The organism is Sphaerisporangium corydalis, from assembly GCF_025506355.1.
Classification (GTDB): Bacteria; Actinomycetota; Actinomycetes; order Streptosporangiales; family Streptosporangiaceae; genus Sphaerisporangium; species Sphaerisporangium corydalis.
Map to the genome: position 1 here is coordinate 87,791 of NZ_JANZYP010000020.1, position 15,352 is coordinate 103,142.

14 protein-coding genes are annotated in these 15,352 nt (G+C 70.6%); 3 read left to right on the forward strand and 11 right to left on the reverse strand.

Features of this window, described 5'->3' with window-relative positions; all coding sequences use genetic code 11:
- Window positions 1–108: 108 nt before the first annotated feature.
- Entirely contained in the window at window positions 109–867 is a 759-nt protein-coding gene (locus NYZ98_RS16550) for a phytanoyl-CoA dioxygenase family protein (RefSeq protein WP_262843674.1), read from the reverse strand.
- Window positions 868–1,047: 180 nt separating this feature from the next.
- Between NYZ98_RS16550 and NYZ98_RS16555 the strand changes: the two genes are divergently transcribed.
- Together NYZ98_RS16555 and NYZ98_RS16560 are read left to right on the forward strand one after the other, a co-directional pair.
- The gene (locus NYZ98_RS16555; protein ID WP_262843675.1) at window positions 1,048–1,794 is read left to right on the forward strand and encodes a sugar phosphate isomerase/epimerase family protein; all 747 of its coding nucleotides are present in this window, start codon (window positions 1,048–1,050) and stop codon (window positions 1,792–1,794) included.
- On the forward strand, window positions 1,791–2,894 hold the full coding sequence (locus tag NYZ98_RS16560) for a Gfo/Idh/MocA family protein (RefSeq protein ID WP_262843676.1): 1,104 nt from the start codon (window positions 1,791–1,793) through the stop codon (window positions 2,892–2,894). The genes NYZ98_RS16555 and NYZ98_RS16560 overlap by 4 nt, the downstream gene beginning before the upstream one ends.
- Before the next feature lie 69 nt (window positions 2,895–2,963).
- Here the strand turns inward: NYZ98_RS16560 and NYZ98_RS16565 are convergent, their stop codons facing one another.
- The 8 genes from NYZ98_RS16565 to NYZ98_RS16600 form a co-directional block, all read right to left on the reverse strand.
- Window positions 2,964–3,296: a cupin domain-containing protein gene (locus NYZ98_RS16565; protein ID WP_262843677.1), complete on the reverse strand. Its 333-nt coding sequence runs from the start codon at window positions 3,294–3,296 to the stop codon at window positions 2,964–2,966.
- Between the two features lie 222 nt (window positions 3,297–3,518).
- Window positions 3,519–4,406 carry a hypothetical protein gene (locus NYZ98_RS16570; RefSeq protein WP_262843678.1) on the reverse strand — a complete coding sequence of 296 codons (888 nt, stop codon included), beginning with the start codon at window positions 4,404–4,406 and terminating at the stop codon, window positions 3,519–3,521.
- Between the two features lie 22 nt (window positions 4,407–4,428).
- Window positions 4,429–5,310 carry an ABC transporter ATP-binding protein gene (locus NYZ98_RS16575; RefSeq protein WP_262843702.1) on the reverse strand — a complete coding sequence of 294 codons (882 nt, stop codon included), beginning with the start codon at window positions 5,308–5,310 and terminating at the stop codon, window positions 4,429–4,431.
- Window positions 5,310–6,251, reverse strand: a complete 942-nt coding sequence (locus NYZ98_RS16580) for an ABC transporter ATP-binding protein (RefSeq protein ID WP_262843679.1) — start codon at window positions 6,249–6,251, stop codon at window positions 5,310–5,312. The genes NYZ98_RS16575 and NYZ98_RS16580 overlap by 1 nt, the downstream gene beginning before the upstream one ends.
- Window positions 6,248–7,144, reverse strand: a complete 897-nt coding sequence (locus NYZ98_RS16585; RefSeq protein ID WP_262843680.1) for an ABC transporter permease — start codon at window positions 7,142–7,144, stop codon at window positions 6,248–6,250. The genes NYZ98_RS16580 and NYZ98_RS16585 overlap by 4 nt, the downstream gene beginning before the upstream one ends.
- A gap of 22 nt (window positions 7,145–7,166) precedes the next feature.
- Window positions 7,167–8,162: an ABC transporter permease gene (locus tag NYZ98_RS16590; RefSeq protein WP_262843681.1), complete on the reverse strand. Its 996-nt coding sequence runs from the start codon at window positions 8,160–8,162 to the stop codon at window positions 7,167–7,169.
- A 60-nt stretch (window positions 8,163–8,222) separates the two neighbouring features.
- Window positions 8,223–9,980 carry an ABC transporter substrate-binding protein gene (locus NYZ98_RS16595; protein WP_262843682.1) on the reverse strand — a complete coding sequence of 586 codons (1,758 nt, stop codon included), beginning with the start codon at window positions 9,978–9,980 and terminating at the stop codon, window positions 8,223–8,225.
- A 276-nt stretch (window positions 9,981–10,256) separates the two neighbouring features.
- The gene (locus NYZ98_RS16600) at window positions 10,257–11,552 is read right to left on the reverse strand and encodes an Nramp family divalent metal transporter (RefSeq protein WP_316249572.1); all 1,296 of its coding nucleotides are present in this window, start codon (window positions 11,550–11,552) and stop codon (window positions 10,257–10,259) included.
- A 552-nt stretch (window positions 11,553–12,104) separates the two neighbouring features.
- Here NYZ98_RS16600 and NYZ98_RS16605 point away from each other — a divergent pair.
- Window positions 12,105–12,917: a DUF4184 family protein gene (locus NYZ98_RS16605; protein ID WP_262843684.1), complete on the forward strand. Its 813-nt coding sequence runs from the start codon at window positions 12,105–12,107 to the stop codon at window positions 12,915–12,917.
- Window positions 12,918–12,945: 28 nt separating this feature from the next.
- On the opposite strand, the gene NYZ98_RS16610 is transcribed toward NYZ98_RS16605, so the two are convergent.
- A complete protein-coding gene (locus NYZ98_RS16610) occupies window positions 12,946–13,266 on the reverse strand; it encodes a hypothetical protein (protein WP_262843685.1) in 321 nt (106 codons plus the stop codon).
- 100 nt (window positions 13,267–13,366) lie between these two features.
- Window positions 13,367–15,292 (reverse strand): ATP-binding protein, encoded by a 1,926-nt coding sequence (locus NYZ98_RS16615; protein WP_262843686.1) that lies wholly within the window; start codon window positions 15,290–15,292, stop codon window positions 13,367–13,369.
- Window positions 15,293–15,352: the final 60 nt, after the last annotated feature.

The following is a 15,352-nucleotide window of genomic DNA, read 5'->3' on the forward strand; positions in this document are numbered from 1 at the left end:
CCGGCAGGTCGGAGCGCCGGGTCGTAGCACCCGGCAGGTCGGAGCGCCCCGCGAGGAGGGCGGTCCTGTCGTAGCGAGTGGTGGGGAGGCCGGGCCGGTCTCCCCACCTCACCGCAGCAGGCGGCGCGGGTGCCGGCCGTCCACGTAGCCGATGAACGGCGGGCAGATGTTGTAGCCGAGCAGTTCCTGGAGGCGCTCGGGCAGCCCGCGCACGACGTCCCTCGGGACGGCGAGCAGGTGGTTCTCCTGGGGCCGCAGCCAGGCGGCCGCGTAGTGCATGACGACCCCGAGGCGCGGCCGGTCGGTGCGGTTGGCGCCGCCGCCGTGCCACAGGGTGCCGAGGTAGATCAGCGCGGAGCCGGCCGGCATCTCGGCGCTGATCACCGGCGCGCCGGGCTCCGGGCGCTCGTCCCCCCAGCGGTGGCTGCCCGGGACGATGCGGGTGGCCCCGTTGGCCTCGGTGAACGCGTCCAGCGGCCACATCACGTTGATCACGAGCTGGCGGTGCGGCCGGGGGATCGGGTAGACGCCGTCGTCGGGGTGCAGCGGCTGCGCCACCTCGCCCGGCCCGATCTCTATGCCGGTGGGCGCGCTGAGCTGGTAGTCGTACAGGTAGTGGTCCAGGACCGAGAGCACCAGCGGGTGGGTCGCCGGGCCGTCCAGCAGCCGGGTCTTGGCGAAGATCGCGTAGATCCGCCGGGTGCGGTGCCCCTCGAAGTCGTCGCGGCCGGTCGGGGTCGCCGCCAGCAGGGTCTGGAGCCCGGCGCGGATCCCGGCGACCTCGTCCCCGGCCAGCACGTCCGGCACGATCACGTAGCCGTCGCGGTCGAGGGCCTCGATCACGGACGCGGTCTCGGGTCGGGTCACACGACCGAGGCTAATCCGCCGGAACAACGTTCGGTAGGGTCGTTCTCGCGGACGGGCCAGGCAACTTTCCCGTTGTCATTCCATAAGCAGCGTTTTAACGTTTTACCGGATCAAATCGGAGATGCGGATGGCGCACCCGCGCCGGCACTCCGCCACGTGAGCCAGGAGGATCCGACCCCCATGGTGAAGCCGCTGGGCGTGCAACTCTACACAGTGCGTGATCACATGAAGGCCGACCGCGACGACGTGTTACGGCGGATCGCGGAGATCGGCTACGGCGCCGTGGAGTCGTTCGCGCCGACCGACGACCCCAAGGGCTTCCGGCAGGTGACGGACGACCTCGGGCTCACCGTCTCCAGCACGCACGCCCACGCGCTGCTCACCGAAAACCCGAACCTCGTCCTCGACGCCGTCGCCGTCATCGGGACCGACCTCGTGATCGTCCCCGCAGGAATCCCTGAGCAGGAGTTCACCACCCGCGACGGCGTCGCGCGCACCGCCGAGTTGCTCAACGGCCTGGCGGAGCGTGCGGCCGGGTACGGCATGCGGCTCGGATACCACAACCACTGGTGGGAGATCGAGCCGAAGATCGACGGGAGGCACGCCATCGAGGTGCTCGCCGGCGAGCTCGACCCCGCGGTCTTCCTGGAGATCGACACCTACTGGGCCGCCGTGGGCGGCGCCGACGTGCCCGAGCTGCTCGGACGCCTCGGCGACCGCGTCCTGGCCCTGCACGTCAAGGACGGCCCGGTCGTCAAGGGGGAACCGCACACGGCCGTCGGCGACGGCGTCATGCCGGTGCCCGACATCCTGGCCGCCGCCCCCGACGCGTGGCGGATCGTCGAGCTCGACAGCTGCGCCACCGACATCATCGACGCCCTGGCCCAGAGCCACGCGTACCTGACGACCGGGCTGGGGCGCGCATGAGCACCGGACCCGTGGGCGTCGCCGTCGTCGGCGCGGGCGCGATCAGCGAGGCGTACCTGCGCAACCTCACCTCCTTCCCCGACGTCCGTGTCGTCGGGGTCGCCGACATCGACGCCGAGCGCGCCGAGGCCAAGGCCCGCGCCCACGACGTCCCCGCCTGGGGCGACGTCGGCACCATCCTGGCGATCCCCGAGGCCGAGATCATCGTCAACCTGACGGTCCCCGCCGCGCACTCGGCCGTCGCGACCGCCGCCCTGCGCGCCGGCAAGCACGTGTACGGGGAGAAGCCGCTGGTGCTCGACCCCGGAGAGGGCGAGAAACTCCTCGCCGAGGCGGCCTCGCGCGGGCTGCTCGTCGGCAACGCCCCCGACACCTTCCTCGGCGCGGGGCTGCAGTCGGCCAAGCGCGCCCTGGCGTCCGGCCTGATCGGCACGCCGATCGCCGCCAACGCCGTGATGCAGAGCCCCGGGCCCGAGCCGTGGCACCCGAACCCCGAGTTCTTCTACCAGCCGGGCGCCGGGCCGGTGTTCGACATGGGCCCGTACTACCTCACCACGCTGGTCGCCATGCTCGGCCCGGTGTCCAAGGTGGTGGCCACCGCCCGGCAGGCCCGTACGACACGGGTGATCGGATCGGGGCCGAAGCTCGGCACGAGCTTCGGCGTCGAGGTGCCGACGCACGTCATGGCGCTGCTCGACTTCACGGGCGGCGCGAGCGCCTCGGCGACGTTCAGCTTCGACTCCCCGGCCAGCGTGACGATGATCCAGATCATCGGCACCGAGGGGATGCTGTCGCTGCCCGACCCGAACACCTTCGTGGGACCGCTCAAGGTGCGGGCCACCGGGGACTCCGAGTGGCGCGAGCTGCCCATTTCCGGGACCACGACCGGGCGGGGCCTCGGCGTCGTCGACATGGCACGCGCCCTGCGCGGCGGCCCGCCCCACCGCGCGTCCGGCACGCTGGCCCTGCACGTGCTGGAGGCCATGACGGCGCTCATCGAGTCGGCCGGCCTCGGCGGGTTCCGGCACCTGTCGACCACGACGGCCGAACCGGAACCGCTCCCGGCCGGCTGGGACCCCCACGCCGCCACCCTCGCCTGACCCGCGCGGCCCCGCCCTCGCCTGACCCGCGCGGCCCCGCCCTCGGCCTGGACACCGGGGACGGGGCCGTCACAGGGCCATGGCGACCGTCAGCAGGACGGCCGAGTCCTCCAGTGCCTCCATGTGGTGCCGGACGTCGGGCACGATGAGCAGGTCCCCGGCCTGCGCGTCCCACGAGACCTCCCCGGCCACCACGCGCACCCGCCCCCACAGCACGTACAGCGTCGCCTCGCCCCGGACCTCGTGCTCGCCCTGGACGGTGCCTCCCGTGAGGCCGATCACCGTGTGCCGCAGGATGTGCTCGTGCCCGCCGACGACCGTGTCCGCCGCGTGCCCGGCGGTCGACGTCGCCGCCCGTTCCAGTTGCTGGCGGGCCACGGCCACGAGAGAGAACTTGTTCATCGCAGACTTCCCCTTGTGCTCGGCACGGCCGTTCCGCCGTGCGCCGCCCTGGCTTCCGGGTACGCCGGACCGGCCGGGTCGTGCGAGGCGACGAGGCCTCACCCCCATGCCTACCCCGTTGCGCCCTCCCACCCCCGCGCCGGGGCCACCGAGAGCGGCCCGCCCGCACCCGGCCCCCGCCCACCACGTCCGGCCCCACGGCTCACCGTGCCAGGGCCGCCGTCACAGCTTCTTGCGGGTCTCCTCGGCGTGGCGGCGTGCGTCGGCGGCGCGGCGGGCGGCCCGGTTCCGTTCGCGCTCGGCCCCGCTCACCCGCTTGGTGAGCACCTCCTGGCGGTCGAGTACGGCCTTGAGCTCCCGCCGCAGCCGCTCCTCCTCGGCCGTGAGCTCCGCCCGGGCCCGCCCGGCCCGCTCGACCTCCTCATCCCACTCGGCGAGCGCCTGCTCGGCCTCCCGCGCCTCCGCCGCCGCGGCGTCGGCCTGCTCGGTCAGCCGCCTGCGCCGTTCCTCCTCCGCACGCCGCCGCGCGTCCTCCTCCGCCTGGGGATCGCGTTTCGTGCCCGCCCGCCGTTCGCCCGCAGCCTTGGCCGGCCGCTTCACGGCGGGCCCCGCCGATCCCGCACCCGGCGGGGCGGGCTCGCCGACCGGAACGAACCCGGCGTAACTCCGCGGCTGGGACAGCCATCCGGCGCGTACCTCGTCGGCCACCGCCGGATCCATCGTCGCGGCGTGCAGGGTGTCCTCGACCTCCCGTACGGCGGGCTCGCGCAGCGGGCGCCCGGCCTCGGACGCCAGGGTCACCGCCATGCGGACCAGTCCGGCGACCAGCTCGCCCCTGCGCTGGTCCAGCTCGCCGACATGCCCGCCCGCCGCCCACGCCGACCGCAGCTCGGCGCCGAGGTCGAGCAGGCGGGCGAGCTCGCCGGTCTCCGCGCGGGCCAGCCGGTTGACCGCCCAGGCCGACACGGTCGGGCGCCGCAGCTCGCCGACCCGCTTGGCCAGGGCGGCGTCCCCGGCCTTCTTGGCCTCGGCGGCGGCCTGTTTGCGCCTGTCCACGAAATCCTCGGGCGCGCCCTCGTACAGCTCGTCCGCCACGACAGAAAGCTCCACACCAACTCCTTACCCCCCTCCTTTACCCCGCGCAACCGGCGAGCCGCGCGCATGCCACATAGTGGCCGGGTTCCACCTCCAGGAGCCCGCCGGTGCCCGCCTTGTCGTGGTAAAGGCAGGATTCGATGGGTTCGGCCTCCTGCCAGGGCTCGCGCAGCCGGGGCACGGCGGCGAGCAGTTCCCGGGTGTAGGGGTGCTTCGGCCCGGTGAACACCGTCTCGGTCGGCCCCATCTCGGCGACGGTGCCGCGCCGCAGGACGATCGTGCGCTCGGCCAGGTAGGTGCCCAGCGAGAGGTCGTGGGTGATGTACAGCACCCCGAGCCCGCGCCCCTTGAGCTCGGCGAGCAGGTTCAGCACGTCGATCCGGGTCGAGGCGTCGAGCATGCTGGTGATCTCGTCGGCCACCAGCAGCTTGATGTCCAGCAGCAGGGCCCGCGCGATGAGCAGGCGCTGGAGCTGGCCGCCGCTGAGCTGGTGGGGGAACTTCCCGAGGATCTGCGCGGGGTTGAGCCGTACGTCCGCGAGTGAGGCCCGTACCCGTTCCGCCCATTCGGCCGGCGGCACCTCGGGGAAGTACACCTCCTTGATCATCCGGAACACGCGGTCGGCCTTGAAGACGGGGTTGAAGGTGCTGAACGGGTCCTGGAAGACGCCCTGGACCTCGCGGTAGTAGGACTTCGCCGGGCGGACGGCGGTCCCGTTCCAGGTGATGGACCCGCTGGTCACCGGCGTGAGGCCGAGGATCATCCGGCCGAGCGTGCTCTTGCCGCTGCCGCTCTCGCCGATCAGCGAGACGACCTCGCCGGGACCGACCTCGAAGCTCACCCCGCCCACGGCGGTCGTGCTGCCGCCGCCGAACGCGCCGGTCCGGTAGACCTTGGTGACGTTGTCGAGTTTCAGCATCATGCCTTCCAGCAGGCGACGACGTGGCCGGGCTCGATCTCCGCCGCCGGGGGCTCCTGCGCGCACTTGTCGAAGGCCAGCGGGCAGCGGTCCCTGAACCGGCAGCCGGTCGGCGGGTCGAGCAGGGATGGGGGGCCGCCGGGGATGCCGGACAGCCGCCGGTCGGCGTACCGCACGCCCACCTCGGGCAGCGAGTCGATCAGCAGCTTCGTGTACGGATGGCGAGGCGCCTCGACGATCACCTTGGCGGGCGCCCGCTCGACCACCTTGCCCGCGTACATGATCATGATCTTGTCGGCGATCTGGTAGGTGAGCGAGATGTCGTGGGTGATGAAGATCATGCTGTTCACCACCCCGTTGTCGCGGAAGCCGGCCAGCGCCGTGGCCACGCCCTTCTGGGTGGACACGTCCAGCGCGGAGGTGACCTCGTCGGCGATGAGCAGCGAGGGGTCGAGCAGCGTGGAGATGACCATCACCATGCGCTGCTTCATGCCGCCCGACAGCTCGATCGGGTAGCGGCCGAGCACCTCCGGCGAGAGTCCCACCAGGTCGAGGCGGGCGGCGAGCTTCTCGGCGTCCAGCGGCACCCCACGGGACCTGAGCAGCTCCCCCACCATCCTGCCGATCTTGCGGGTGGGGTTCATGGCGCTCATGGAGTACTGCGGGACCAGCGAGACCTTGTGGAAGCGGAAGGGGTTCATCCGCCGGTCGTCCCCGACCGGCAGCTCCTCCCCGTCGAGCTCCACCCGGCCCCCGATGTGGCGCATGCGGCCGTCCATCCGGATCAGGCTCTTGCCCAGGGTCGTCTTCCCGCAGCCCGACTCCCCCGCCAGCCCGAGGATCTCGCCGTCCCCCACCTCGAACGAGACCCCGTCGAGCGCGCGCACCTCGCCCTTCAGGGTCTGGTAGTGGACCTTCAGATCGGTGACCCGCAGGCTCATGTCTCCCTCAGCTTCGGGTTGAAGACCTCGTCGAGGCCCACGTTGGCCACGTACAGGGCGCCGACGACCGCCGTGATCCCCGCGCCGGGCGGCACGAACCACCACCACAGCCCGAGCTGCATCGCGCTCCACTGGCTCGCGTTCTGCAGCATCAGCCCGAGGGACACGCCCTCGGTGGGCCCGAGCCCGATGAAGTCCAGGGACGAGGCGATGAGGATCGAACCGCCGAACAGCAGGATGAACGTCATGAACAGGTAGGAGCTCATGTTCGGCGCGATCTCCCGGACGATGATCTTCCGGGTGGTCGCCCCGCTGAGCCTGGCCAGGTCCACGAAGTCCCGGGAGCGCAGCGAGAAGGTCTGCGCCCTGATCGCCCGCGCCGCCCACGGCCAGGACGTCAGCCCGATGAACACCGCCTGCGCGCCGACGCTGCGGATGCCGAGGTAGGCGTTGACGATCAGCAGGACGGCCAGGGCGGGCAGGACCAGGATGACGTTGGTCAGCATGTTCAGGACCTCGTCGACCAGGCCGCCCCGGTAGCCGGCGACGAAGCCCACCACCATGCCCACGACGGCCGCGATGCCGCCGCCGAGCACCCCGACCAGGAACGTCGTGCGCAGCCCGTACACGAACTGGACGAAGACATCCTGGCCGAACGTCGTGGTGCCGAACCAGTACTCTCCCGACGGCGACTGCATCGGCGGGCCGACGTACTCGTTGGGCGGCGCGCCCGCCAGCAGGGGGCCGAGCAGCCCCAGCGCGAGCAGCGCCAGCACGATGCCGAGCCCGATCACCAGCTTGGCGTTGCGCACCGCGAAGTGCAGGGCCTCCCGCCAGGCGCCCGGCGGCGTGGCGGGGACCTCGCGGGTCTGGACCTCCTGAAGGGCCGTCATGCCGTCACTTCCTGAAGGGCCGTCATGCCGTCGCGCCTGCCATTCCCGCCCTCGTACGCGGATCGACCACGACGTAGACGATGTCGATCACGAAGTTGGCGACCAGGACGCCGAGCACGATGAACAGGAACGTGCCCTGCAGCAGGAAGAAGTCCTGGTTCTGGATGGCCTTGAGTATCAGGCTGCCCAGGCCCGGATAGGAGAAGACGATCTCGGTGACCAGGGCGCCGGCCACCAGCACGCCGAGTTGCAGCGCCAGTCCGGTGATCTGCGGCAGCACCGCGTTCCTGAAGGCGTATCTCCTGATCAGCCGCTGCGGTGCGCCGAGCGCCGACAGGTAGTTGGCGTAGTCCGACTCCAGCTCGTAGATGATCATGTTGCGCATGCCGATCGCCCAGCCGCCCAGCGCCACCAGGAACAGCGACGCGAACGGCAGCGCCCAGTGGTGCAGCAGGTCCAGGACGAAGTCGAGCGACCAGTTGGGCCGCGTGGAGAAGCTGTAGCCTCCCGCGACGGGGAACCAGCCGAGGATCACGCCGAACCCCCAGGCCAGCAGGACCGCCAGCCACATGTACGGCGTGGCGGTCAGCACGTAGCCGACGGGCAGCACGGTGTTGTCCAGGAGTTTGCGCCGGGCCGCGTACGCGCCGAGCCGGTTGCCCACCACCCAGCTCAGCAGCACCGAGGGGATCATCAGCGCCAGCGTGTACGGCACGGCGCCCATGATGACGGTGCTCACCGGCGTGGGGAACACCCAGATGCTGATGCCGAAGTCGCCCCGGAGCAGCGCGCCCCAGAAGCCGAGGTACTGCTGCCACACGGGCTGGTCGAAGCCGAACAGGCTGGTGTAGTAGGCGCGCATCGCCTCCACGGCCTCCGGCTGCGACACCCTGGCCCGCGCCAGCATGCTCGCGACCGGGTCACCGGGCATGAAGCGCGGGATCATCCAGTTGATCGTGACGGCGACGACGAACGTCAGCCCGTAGATGAGCAGTTTCCGACCGAAATATCGGCGCACGAAGGCCTCCGGGAAAGGCCCCCTCCGCCGCGCGCGGCGGGAGGGGGCGGCATCAGACGGTCAGGAGGCCGCGGGCTGGAGCTGGGTGAGCGCCTCGAACCCGCCCATCTCCAGCCAGTTGCGCCACATGGCGGGCGCGAACTTGGGCGCGCCCTGGGCGGAGGAGGGCCAGTTCTTCCACGTGCTGGTGCTCGACTGGGCCCACAGGCCGTTGTACCAGAGGGGGATGACCGGCAGCTCGTCCAGATGGATCTTCTCCAGCTTCGACACCGCCGCCTTCATCCCCTCGATGTCGTCGGTCTTGACCTTGTCCAGGTCGTGCACCAGGTCCCAGGCCTTCTTGTTCTCGTACCGCCCGAAGTTCACGGTGTTCTGCACCTTCTGCACCGGGAGCTGGAAGAGGTACTGGTAGTAAGTGAACGGCGTGTTGGAGAGCTGGCGCTCGTTGTTGATCACCAGGTCGAAGTCGCCCTTGCCGCGCTTCTCCACCAGGGCGTTGTAGTCGGGGAAATCGGGGGTGATGTCGATGCCCGCCTCCTTGCCGCTGGCCGCGATGGAGCGCGCCGCCTCCATCCAGTCGGTCCAGCCGGACGGCACGATGAGGCTCAAGCTGAGCTTGGAGCCGTCCTTGTTCTCCACCAGCCCGTCCCCGTTGGTGTCCTTGTAGCCGGCGGCGGCGAGCATCTGCTTGGCCTTGGCCTTGTCGAAGGAGAAGCCGCTCTGGCTCACCACGCCCTGGTCGACGAACTGGTCCCACTGCGGCAGCAGGCCGCTGGGGCTGGCCGCCTTGACCAGGTTCCCGTAGACGCCCTCGACGATCTTCTTGACGTCGACCGAGGTGGCCAGCGCCTTGCGGAAGGCCACGTCGTCCATGGGCTTCTTGGTGGTGTTGGGCACGAGCCAGGCGGTGTTGGCCGACAGCATGTACGGGGGGTCCTTGTAGAACGTGGTCAGGCCGAAGTTGCCCTTGACCAGGTTCGCGACGCCGGGCAGGAAGTTGTTGCTGAGGTCCAGGCCCTTCTGCAGGAGCAGGCCCATCGACACCTCGTTGCTCGGGGTGGCGACGTCGACGATGTACTTCGGCTTGGGCTCCATGTTGAGCGCCGTCTTGCCCCACCAGTCGTCGCGCCTGCGGAGCACGGCGCGGTCCTGGTCGTGGCTGCTGAACTTGTAGGCGCCGGTGCCGACGGGGTTCTCGTTCACCCCGTTGAGCACGTCCTCCTCCGAGAGCTTGCTCCACAGGTGCTCGGGCACGATGGCCCGGTTGTAGAGGTTGAAGTCCCATTCCTGGTAGTTGGCCGTGCTGAAGGTGAACTTCACCGTCTGGTCGTCGACGGCCTGGACGTCCTTCAGCCACTCCCACAACTGGTGGTACGGGATGGTCTCCATCTTGCCGAGCCCGAAGGTGAAGGCGACGTCCTTGGCGGTGAACGGCTGCCCGTCCGACCACTTGACGCCTGGACGGATCTTGACCTCGTAGGTCGTGTCGTCGGTCCAGGATCCGCTCTGGGCCAGCCACGGGGTGAGCTTGCCGGCGTTCGGGTCGAAGTGGAACAGCGTCTCGTAGACCAGGCCCTTCGTGCCGGTCGCCGAGTCCCACTCGCGGAGCGGGTTGAAGTTCGCCGGCGGACCCCACTGCGTGCCGCTGGTGTAGAGCGTCTCGTTGCGTGGCAGGTCGTTGGGGTTGGCCTGGTCGGCCGCCGGCGCGCTCGCCGCTCCCGAGCCCTGAGGGGCCGGCGTCGATCCACCGCCCGTACAGCCGACGGCGAGCATGCCGGCCGCCAGTAACGGGACCATGATCCGCACCCGCTGTCGCATCTGTCTCTCCTTCCCCCGCCTCGCGGCGGAGGTCCGCGTGTGTGCCAAGCCCCGATGTGGCCTCGTGAGAGCGCTCCCACAAGCGACCCGCGCCTATTTGCTGAACCGGATAAGTACCGAGAACGTAAATACGGCGTGTCCGCTCTGTCAATAGCCGTAACGCGTTCGAGGCGTACGCAAGCGAGGAGGACGGCCCGGGCGGCGGCGAACGCGGGCCCGGACATGAACCGATTCAGTCATGCCCGCCGCAGGTCGTCAGGGTGCGGGCGCGGGCCCTCAGAGCGAGGGCAGCGCGAGGAACACCAGGACCACGTTCAGTGCCACGATGACGGCGGTGGCGCACCCGGCGGCCACCGTGGTCGCCCGCCGGTTCACCCAGTCGCCCATCACGTCGGCGCGGCGGGTGAGCAGCAGGAGCGGGATCAGGGCGAAGGGGATGCCGAACGAGAGCACGACCTGGCTCAGCACCAGGGCGTGGGTCGGGTCCACGCCGAACGCCAGCACCGCCAGCGCGGGCACCACGGCCACCAGCCGGCGCACCGGCAGGGGGATGCGGCGGCGGAGGAAGCCCTGCATCACGACCTGCCCCGCGTACACGCCGACGCTGGAGGAGGCCAGCCCCGAGGCCAGCAGGGCGATCGCGAACAGCATCGCGGTGAGCGCGCCCGAGACCTGCGTGAACTCGGCGTACGCCCCGTGCAGCGTCGGCTCCACGCCGGGCCGCCGCAACATCGAGGCCGCGGACACCAGCATCGCCATGTTGACCAGACCGGCCACGCCCATCGCCAGCACCACGTCCATCCGCTGCACGCGGATCAGGGTGTCGCGGTGCAGGCCGTGGTCCCCCTCGAACCGTTCCTGGGTGAGCGCCGAGTGCAGGTACACGGCGTGCGGCATCACGGTGGCCCCGACGATGCCGGCCGCCAGCAGGAGGCTCGCCGACCCGTCGAACCGGGGGACGAGCCCGGCCGCCAGGCCACCGAGGGGGATGTCGGCGTTCAGCGTCGCGTACAGGAAGGCCCCGACGACGATGGCGAGCAGCGCGGTGACGGCCGCCTCGAACCGCCGGTGGCGTGCCGTGCGGATCGCGAGGACGACGAAGGAGGCGACCGCGATCAGGATGCCGCCCTGGAACATGGGCATGCCGAACAGCAGGTTGAGCGCGACCGCGCCGCCGATGAACTCGGCCAGATCCGTCATGATCACGACGATCTCGGCCTGGAACCACAGCGCCCACACGACCGGGCGGGGGTAGTGGTCGCGGCACAACTCGGGCAGGCTGCGCCCGGTCGCGATACCGAGCTTGGCCGACAGGTACTGCAGCAGCATCGCGACGACGTTCGCCGAAAGGACCACCCACAGCAGCAGGAACCCGAACCTCGCGCCGCTCTCCACGTTGGTGGCGAAGTTCCCCGGGTCCACGTAGGCGACGGCCGCCACGAAGGCGGGCCCCATGAGACCGACCATGCGCTGCCGCATCCGCCCCAGCGGACGGACCGGAAGCGAACCGGAGCGAGTGACCTCGTCAGAGGCCACGGGCTCCGGCCTCGAACCACGTGGAACAGGATTCACGGTACCTGCCTTCAGCGTTCGAGATCGTTTCGGACTTTCAACATCGATTCCGGAACTTCAAGCCCCATCCAGACTTCAAGCCCCCATCCGGACTTCAAGCCCCCATCCGGACTTCAAGACCCGCTCGGACCTCGAAACCCATCTGGACCTCGAAACCCATTCGGACTTCAAGACCCGTCCGGACCTCGAAACCGCTCGGACCTCGAACCCCGTCCAGACTTCGAGATCCGTTCGGACTTCGAAACCCGTCCAGACTTCAAGGCCCATCCGGACCTCGCGGCCGGCGCGGACCCAGACTCGAGGACACCACCGCCGGCGTGCCCCATCCCCCTGTTTGTACTGCCTGAATACGCTTACGTAACTAGTCGGCCACGCTACGTGATCCTAACCCCCCAAAGATCAATCCCCCTGCCGCCACACGTCCCCCACCTCCACACCACCGTCCCCCGGCTTTCCCACCCCCAGAATCGTCACCCCTCGCTTCACACGAACCCCACCCCCGGGGAATCCCACACCACTTTTCACGGCTGACAATGGGGAGTGCCGTTCACCGTGAGCCATGCCGTCGTCGCCCTCCCGCTGGCCCGATGGCTGCCGGCGTCCGCGGTGGCGACCGGGGCGATGATCCCCGACCTGCCGTACTACGTGCCGCTGCCCTTCTCCTCGCAGGTGACGCACAGCTGGTGGGGCGCCGTCCTGGTGGACCTGCCCACCGGACTCGCCGCCCTGGTCCTCTTCCACCTGGTCCTGCGGGCCCCGCTGACCGCCCTGACCCCCGCGAACCTCCGCGCCCGCCTCCCCGACCACCAAGGCACGCACCCCCGTCCAGTCACCACACCACTGAACGACCGGTGGAAGGCGGTGGTGGCCGCGCTGCTGACCGGCGCGGCGACTCACCTGCTCTGGGATGGTTTCACGCACTTCGACGGGTTCGCCGTCACCCGATGGGCGGCGCTGCGCGAGCCGGTCGTCGGAGTACATCGCGTGTTCAATGTGGTGATGTACGCCAGCTCCCTCGGCGGCATCGCCACCCTGGCAATCTGGTTCACCACCTGGTACCGCCGCACCCCACTCCACCCGCACCCCCCGGCCGGAACAGCGGCCCGGCCACGCGTACTGGTCCTCGCGGTCGCATCGGCGGCGGCCATCGCGGGCGCCGCTCTCCGAGTCTTCGACGACAGCGCGACGGCGAGCCTCTACGACCTGGTACGCGGCGCCCTCCTAGGAGCGACCACCGGCTTCACCGCCGCCATGGCCGCCTACATCGCCATCTGGCACACCCACAAAGCCACCCGCCGCCGACTCCCCCCACCCCCGGAAACAACAACCGGACAGAAAGGCGCACGCCCCCACCCACCCGCCTGACCCCTGAAATGGCGCCTCAGCGCGGGGCTCAATCGAGGGCTTTCTCCAGTTGGGCCTTGGTCATGCTGGAGCGGCCCTTGATGTTGCGACGCTTGGCTTCGGCGTAGAGCTGTTCCTTGGTGCGCCCGCCCGCCCCAGAATGCGAGCGAAGCCCCCCGCGCCGGGAGGACGAGATGTCCTGGATCGAGGTACGGCTGGCGGTGCGCGACTCCCCCGCGCGGGCCCGCTCCTTGTTCACCGTACGGGCCGCGATCTCCGCGGCCAGCTCGTCGCTCTTCCCGCGCTGCTTGACGCTTTCCTTGATGTGCTCGTACTGCCGTTCCCGCTTAGGACTGGAACCCCGCGGCATGCCCGCCACCTCCCGATCTCCACACCCTTCCACGCACACCGCTACCCCCACCACCCCACCTCACACACCCCTCCCGAACCGTCAACCCCCCGCGAGGCGGTCAGCGGGGGCGGTAGCAGCAGTGGGTGCCGGTTTCTATGGTGGCTTGGAGTTCGTGGCCGATGGTGGGGTCGAGTTTGGTGATGCGGTCGAGGGCGCGGCGGATGGCCTTGCCGACGGAGGTGCGGGCGCGTTCCTGGCTGACGGTGGAGGGGCGTGGCCGGTCGGCCAGGCCGGTGGCGCCGGCCAGTTCGTCGACGAGGCGGTCGCGCTCGGCGCGCACGGCGGACGCGCGCTCGGGGTCGTCCGACGCCTCGCGCTCATCGATCTCGTCCTGAAGCGCTGAGAGCCGCCGCTTGTAGTCGGTCATGGCCCGCTCGTCCAAGGGCGGCCGGTCAGGTCCGTCGCCGTGGGCGGCACCGACCGTCAGAAGGCCCGCCGCGAGGTCGATGACGGAGATCTCGTGGCCGGGGTTCGCGAGCAGGCAGGCCAGGTGGCCCATCCCCACGCTGTCGCCGACGCGGACCGCCCGGCCGCTCATTTCGAGCTGCCATTCCCCGCCCCGGCGATGGGCCACCACCGGAGTGATCCAGCCGCCGTCGTCGGGAAGCGGTTTCCTGACCGGCATAGCCATGCCCAGCGCCAGCGCCTCGCCCGCCGCGAGCCCGAGCTCCCGGCGCGACGTCTCGTCGGCCGGGCCGTCACGGAGCGCCAGCGCCTCCCCCAGGCGCGCGCGGGAGAGGACCACGGCCGGCCAGTGCCCGAGCGCCATGTTGTCGTGTACGGCGGCCCGCAGGTGTTCCACGGCCTTGTCCGCGTTTCCGCAGTTCAGCGCGGCCATGCCCAGGGAGTGGTGTACCGACCCCAGGCAGGTGACCCCCACGCTGGCGATCATGGGGAGGTGCGCGTACGGGGTCAGCAGGGTGTACACCTTGGCCGAGGTCTCGGTGTCGTCGAGGGAGTACGCGGCCTCGGCGACGCCGTACATCGTCACGAGCCAGCAGGACGAGCGCGGCACCTCCGCCAGGTCGCTGCCGCACAGCCGGGCCAGCATGCTCTCCGCCAGGCGCCGTTCCCCGGCCGCCGCGGCCGCCGCCGCCAGGATCGCGAAGAAGGAATTGTCCCGCGCGCCGAGCAACGGCGAGTTGACCGCCTCGGACAGTGCCGGGAGCATCTCGGCGAGACGCCCCTGGTACCAGCGGATCGTCCCTATCTGACCGATGTGCCGCGCCTTGGCCGTGGGGTCGTCGGCCGCCGCCCCGCGTTCGGCGCAGGCGGTGGCCAGGGCCTCGGCCTGCTCCAACCGGCCGGTCCTGATGCCGAGCATCGCCTCGATCCCGCTGACGACGTACCCGACCGCGAGGTTCTCGTCGCGGTCGACCCGGGCGCGCAGTTCCTCCAGCGCGCGCTCTGCTTGGGGGTCGGCCCGCAGGAACAGGTCGACGGTCCGCGACATCAGCCCCATCAGCAGGTCGCTGCGCCGCCCGGTGCGGGGCGCCTCGCCGATCATCTCCTCGGCCAGTTCCGCCCGCAGTGCCGCGTGCTGGGGTCCGAGCAGGCAGTGGTGGGCCATCCTCAGGATCTCGACCAGCGCCACCGCGTCGCCCGAGCTCCTCGCCTCGGCGACCATGGAGAGGATCCCCTCGTGGGCGCCCGTGAGGAAGACCTCCTCGGCGGCCAGCCTGGCCCGCAGCCGCAACGCCAGCGTGCTCCGCGGGTCGATCAGCGACAGGGCGCGCCGCTGCCTGGCGCGCACCTGGGCGGTGTCCACGGCCGTCCGGTGCTCGTGCACCCACAGCCCGCTGAGGCCCAGGACGGCGTACGCCATCGCCACCGCGTCGTTCCGTCGCTCGGCCTCGCGGTAGGCGACGTCGAACCACTTGCGTCCGGTACCGAGGTCACCCTGCGCGTACAGCGCGCGTTCCCCCGCCAGGAGCGACAACTGGATGTCGTCCTGACCGGCGTCCGCCTCCAGTCCCGTGGTCATAGGCGTCCTTTCCTGGCTGCCTGGGAGACCCCGAACCCATACTTAAGCGTCAGCTCCCCC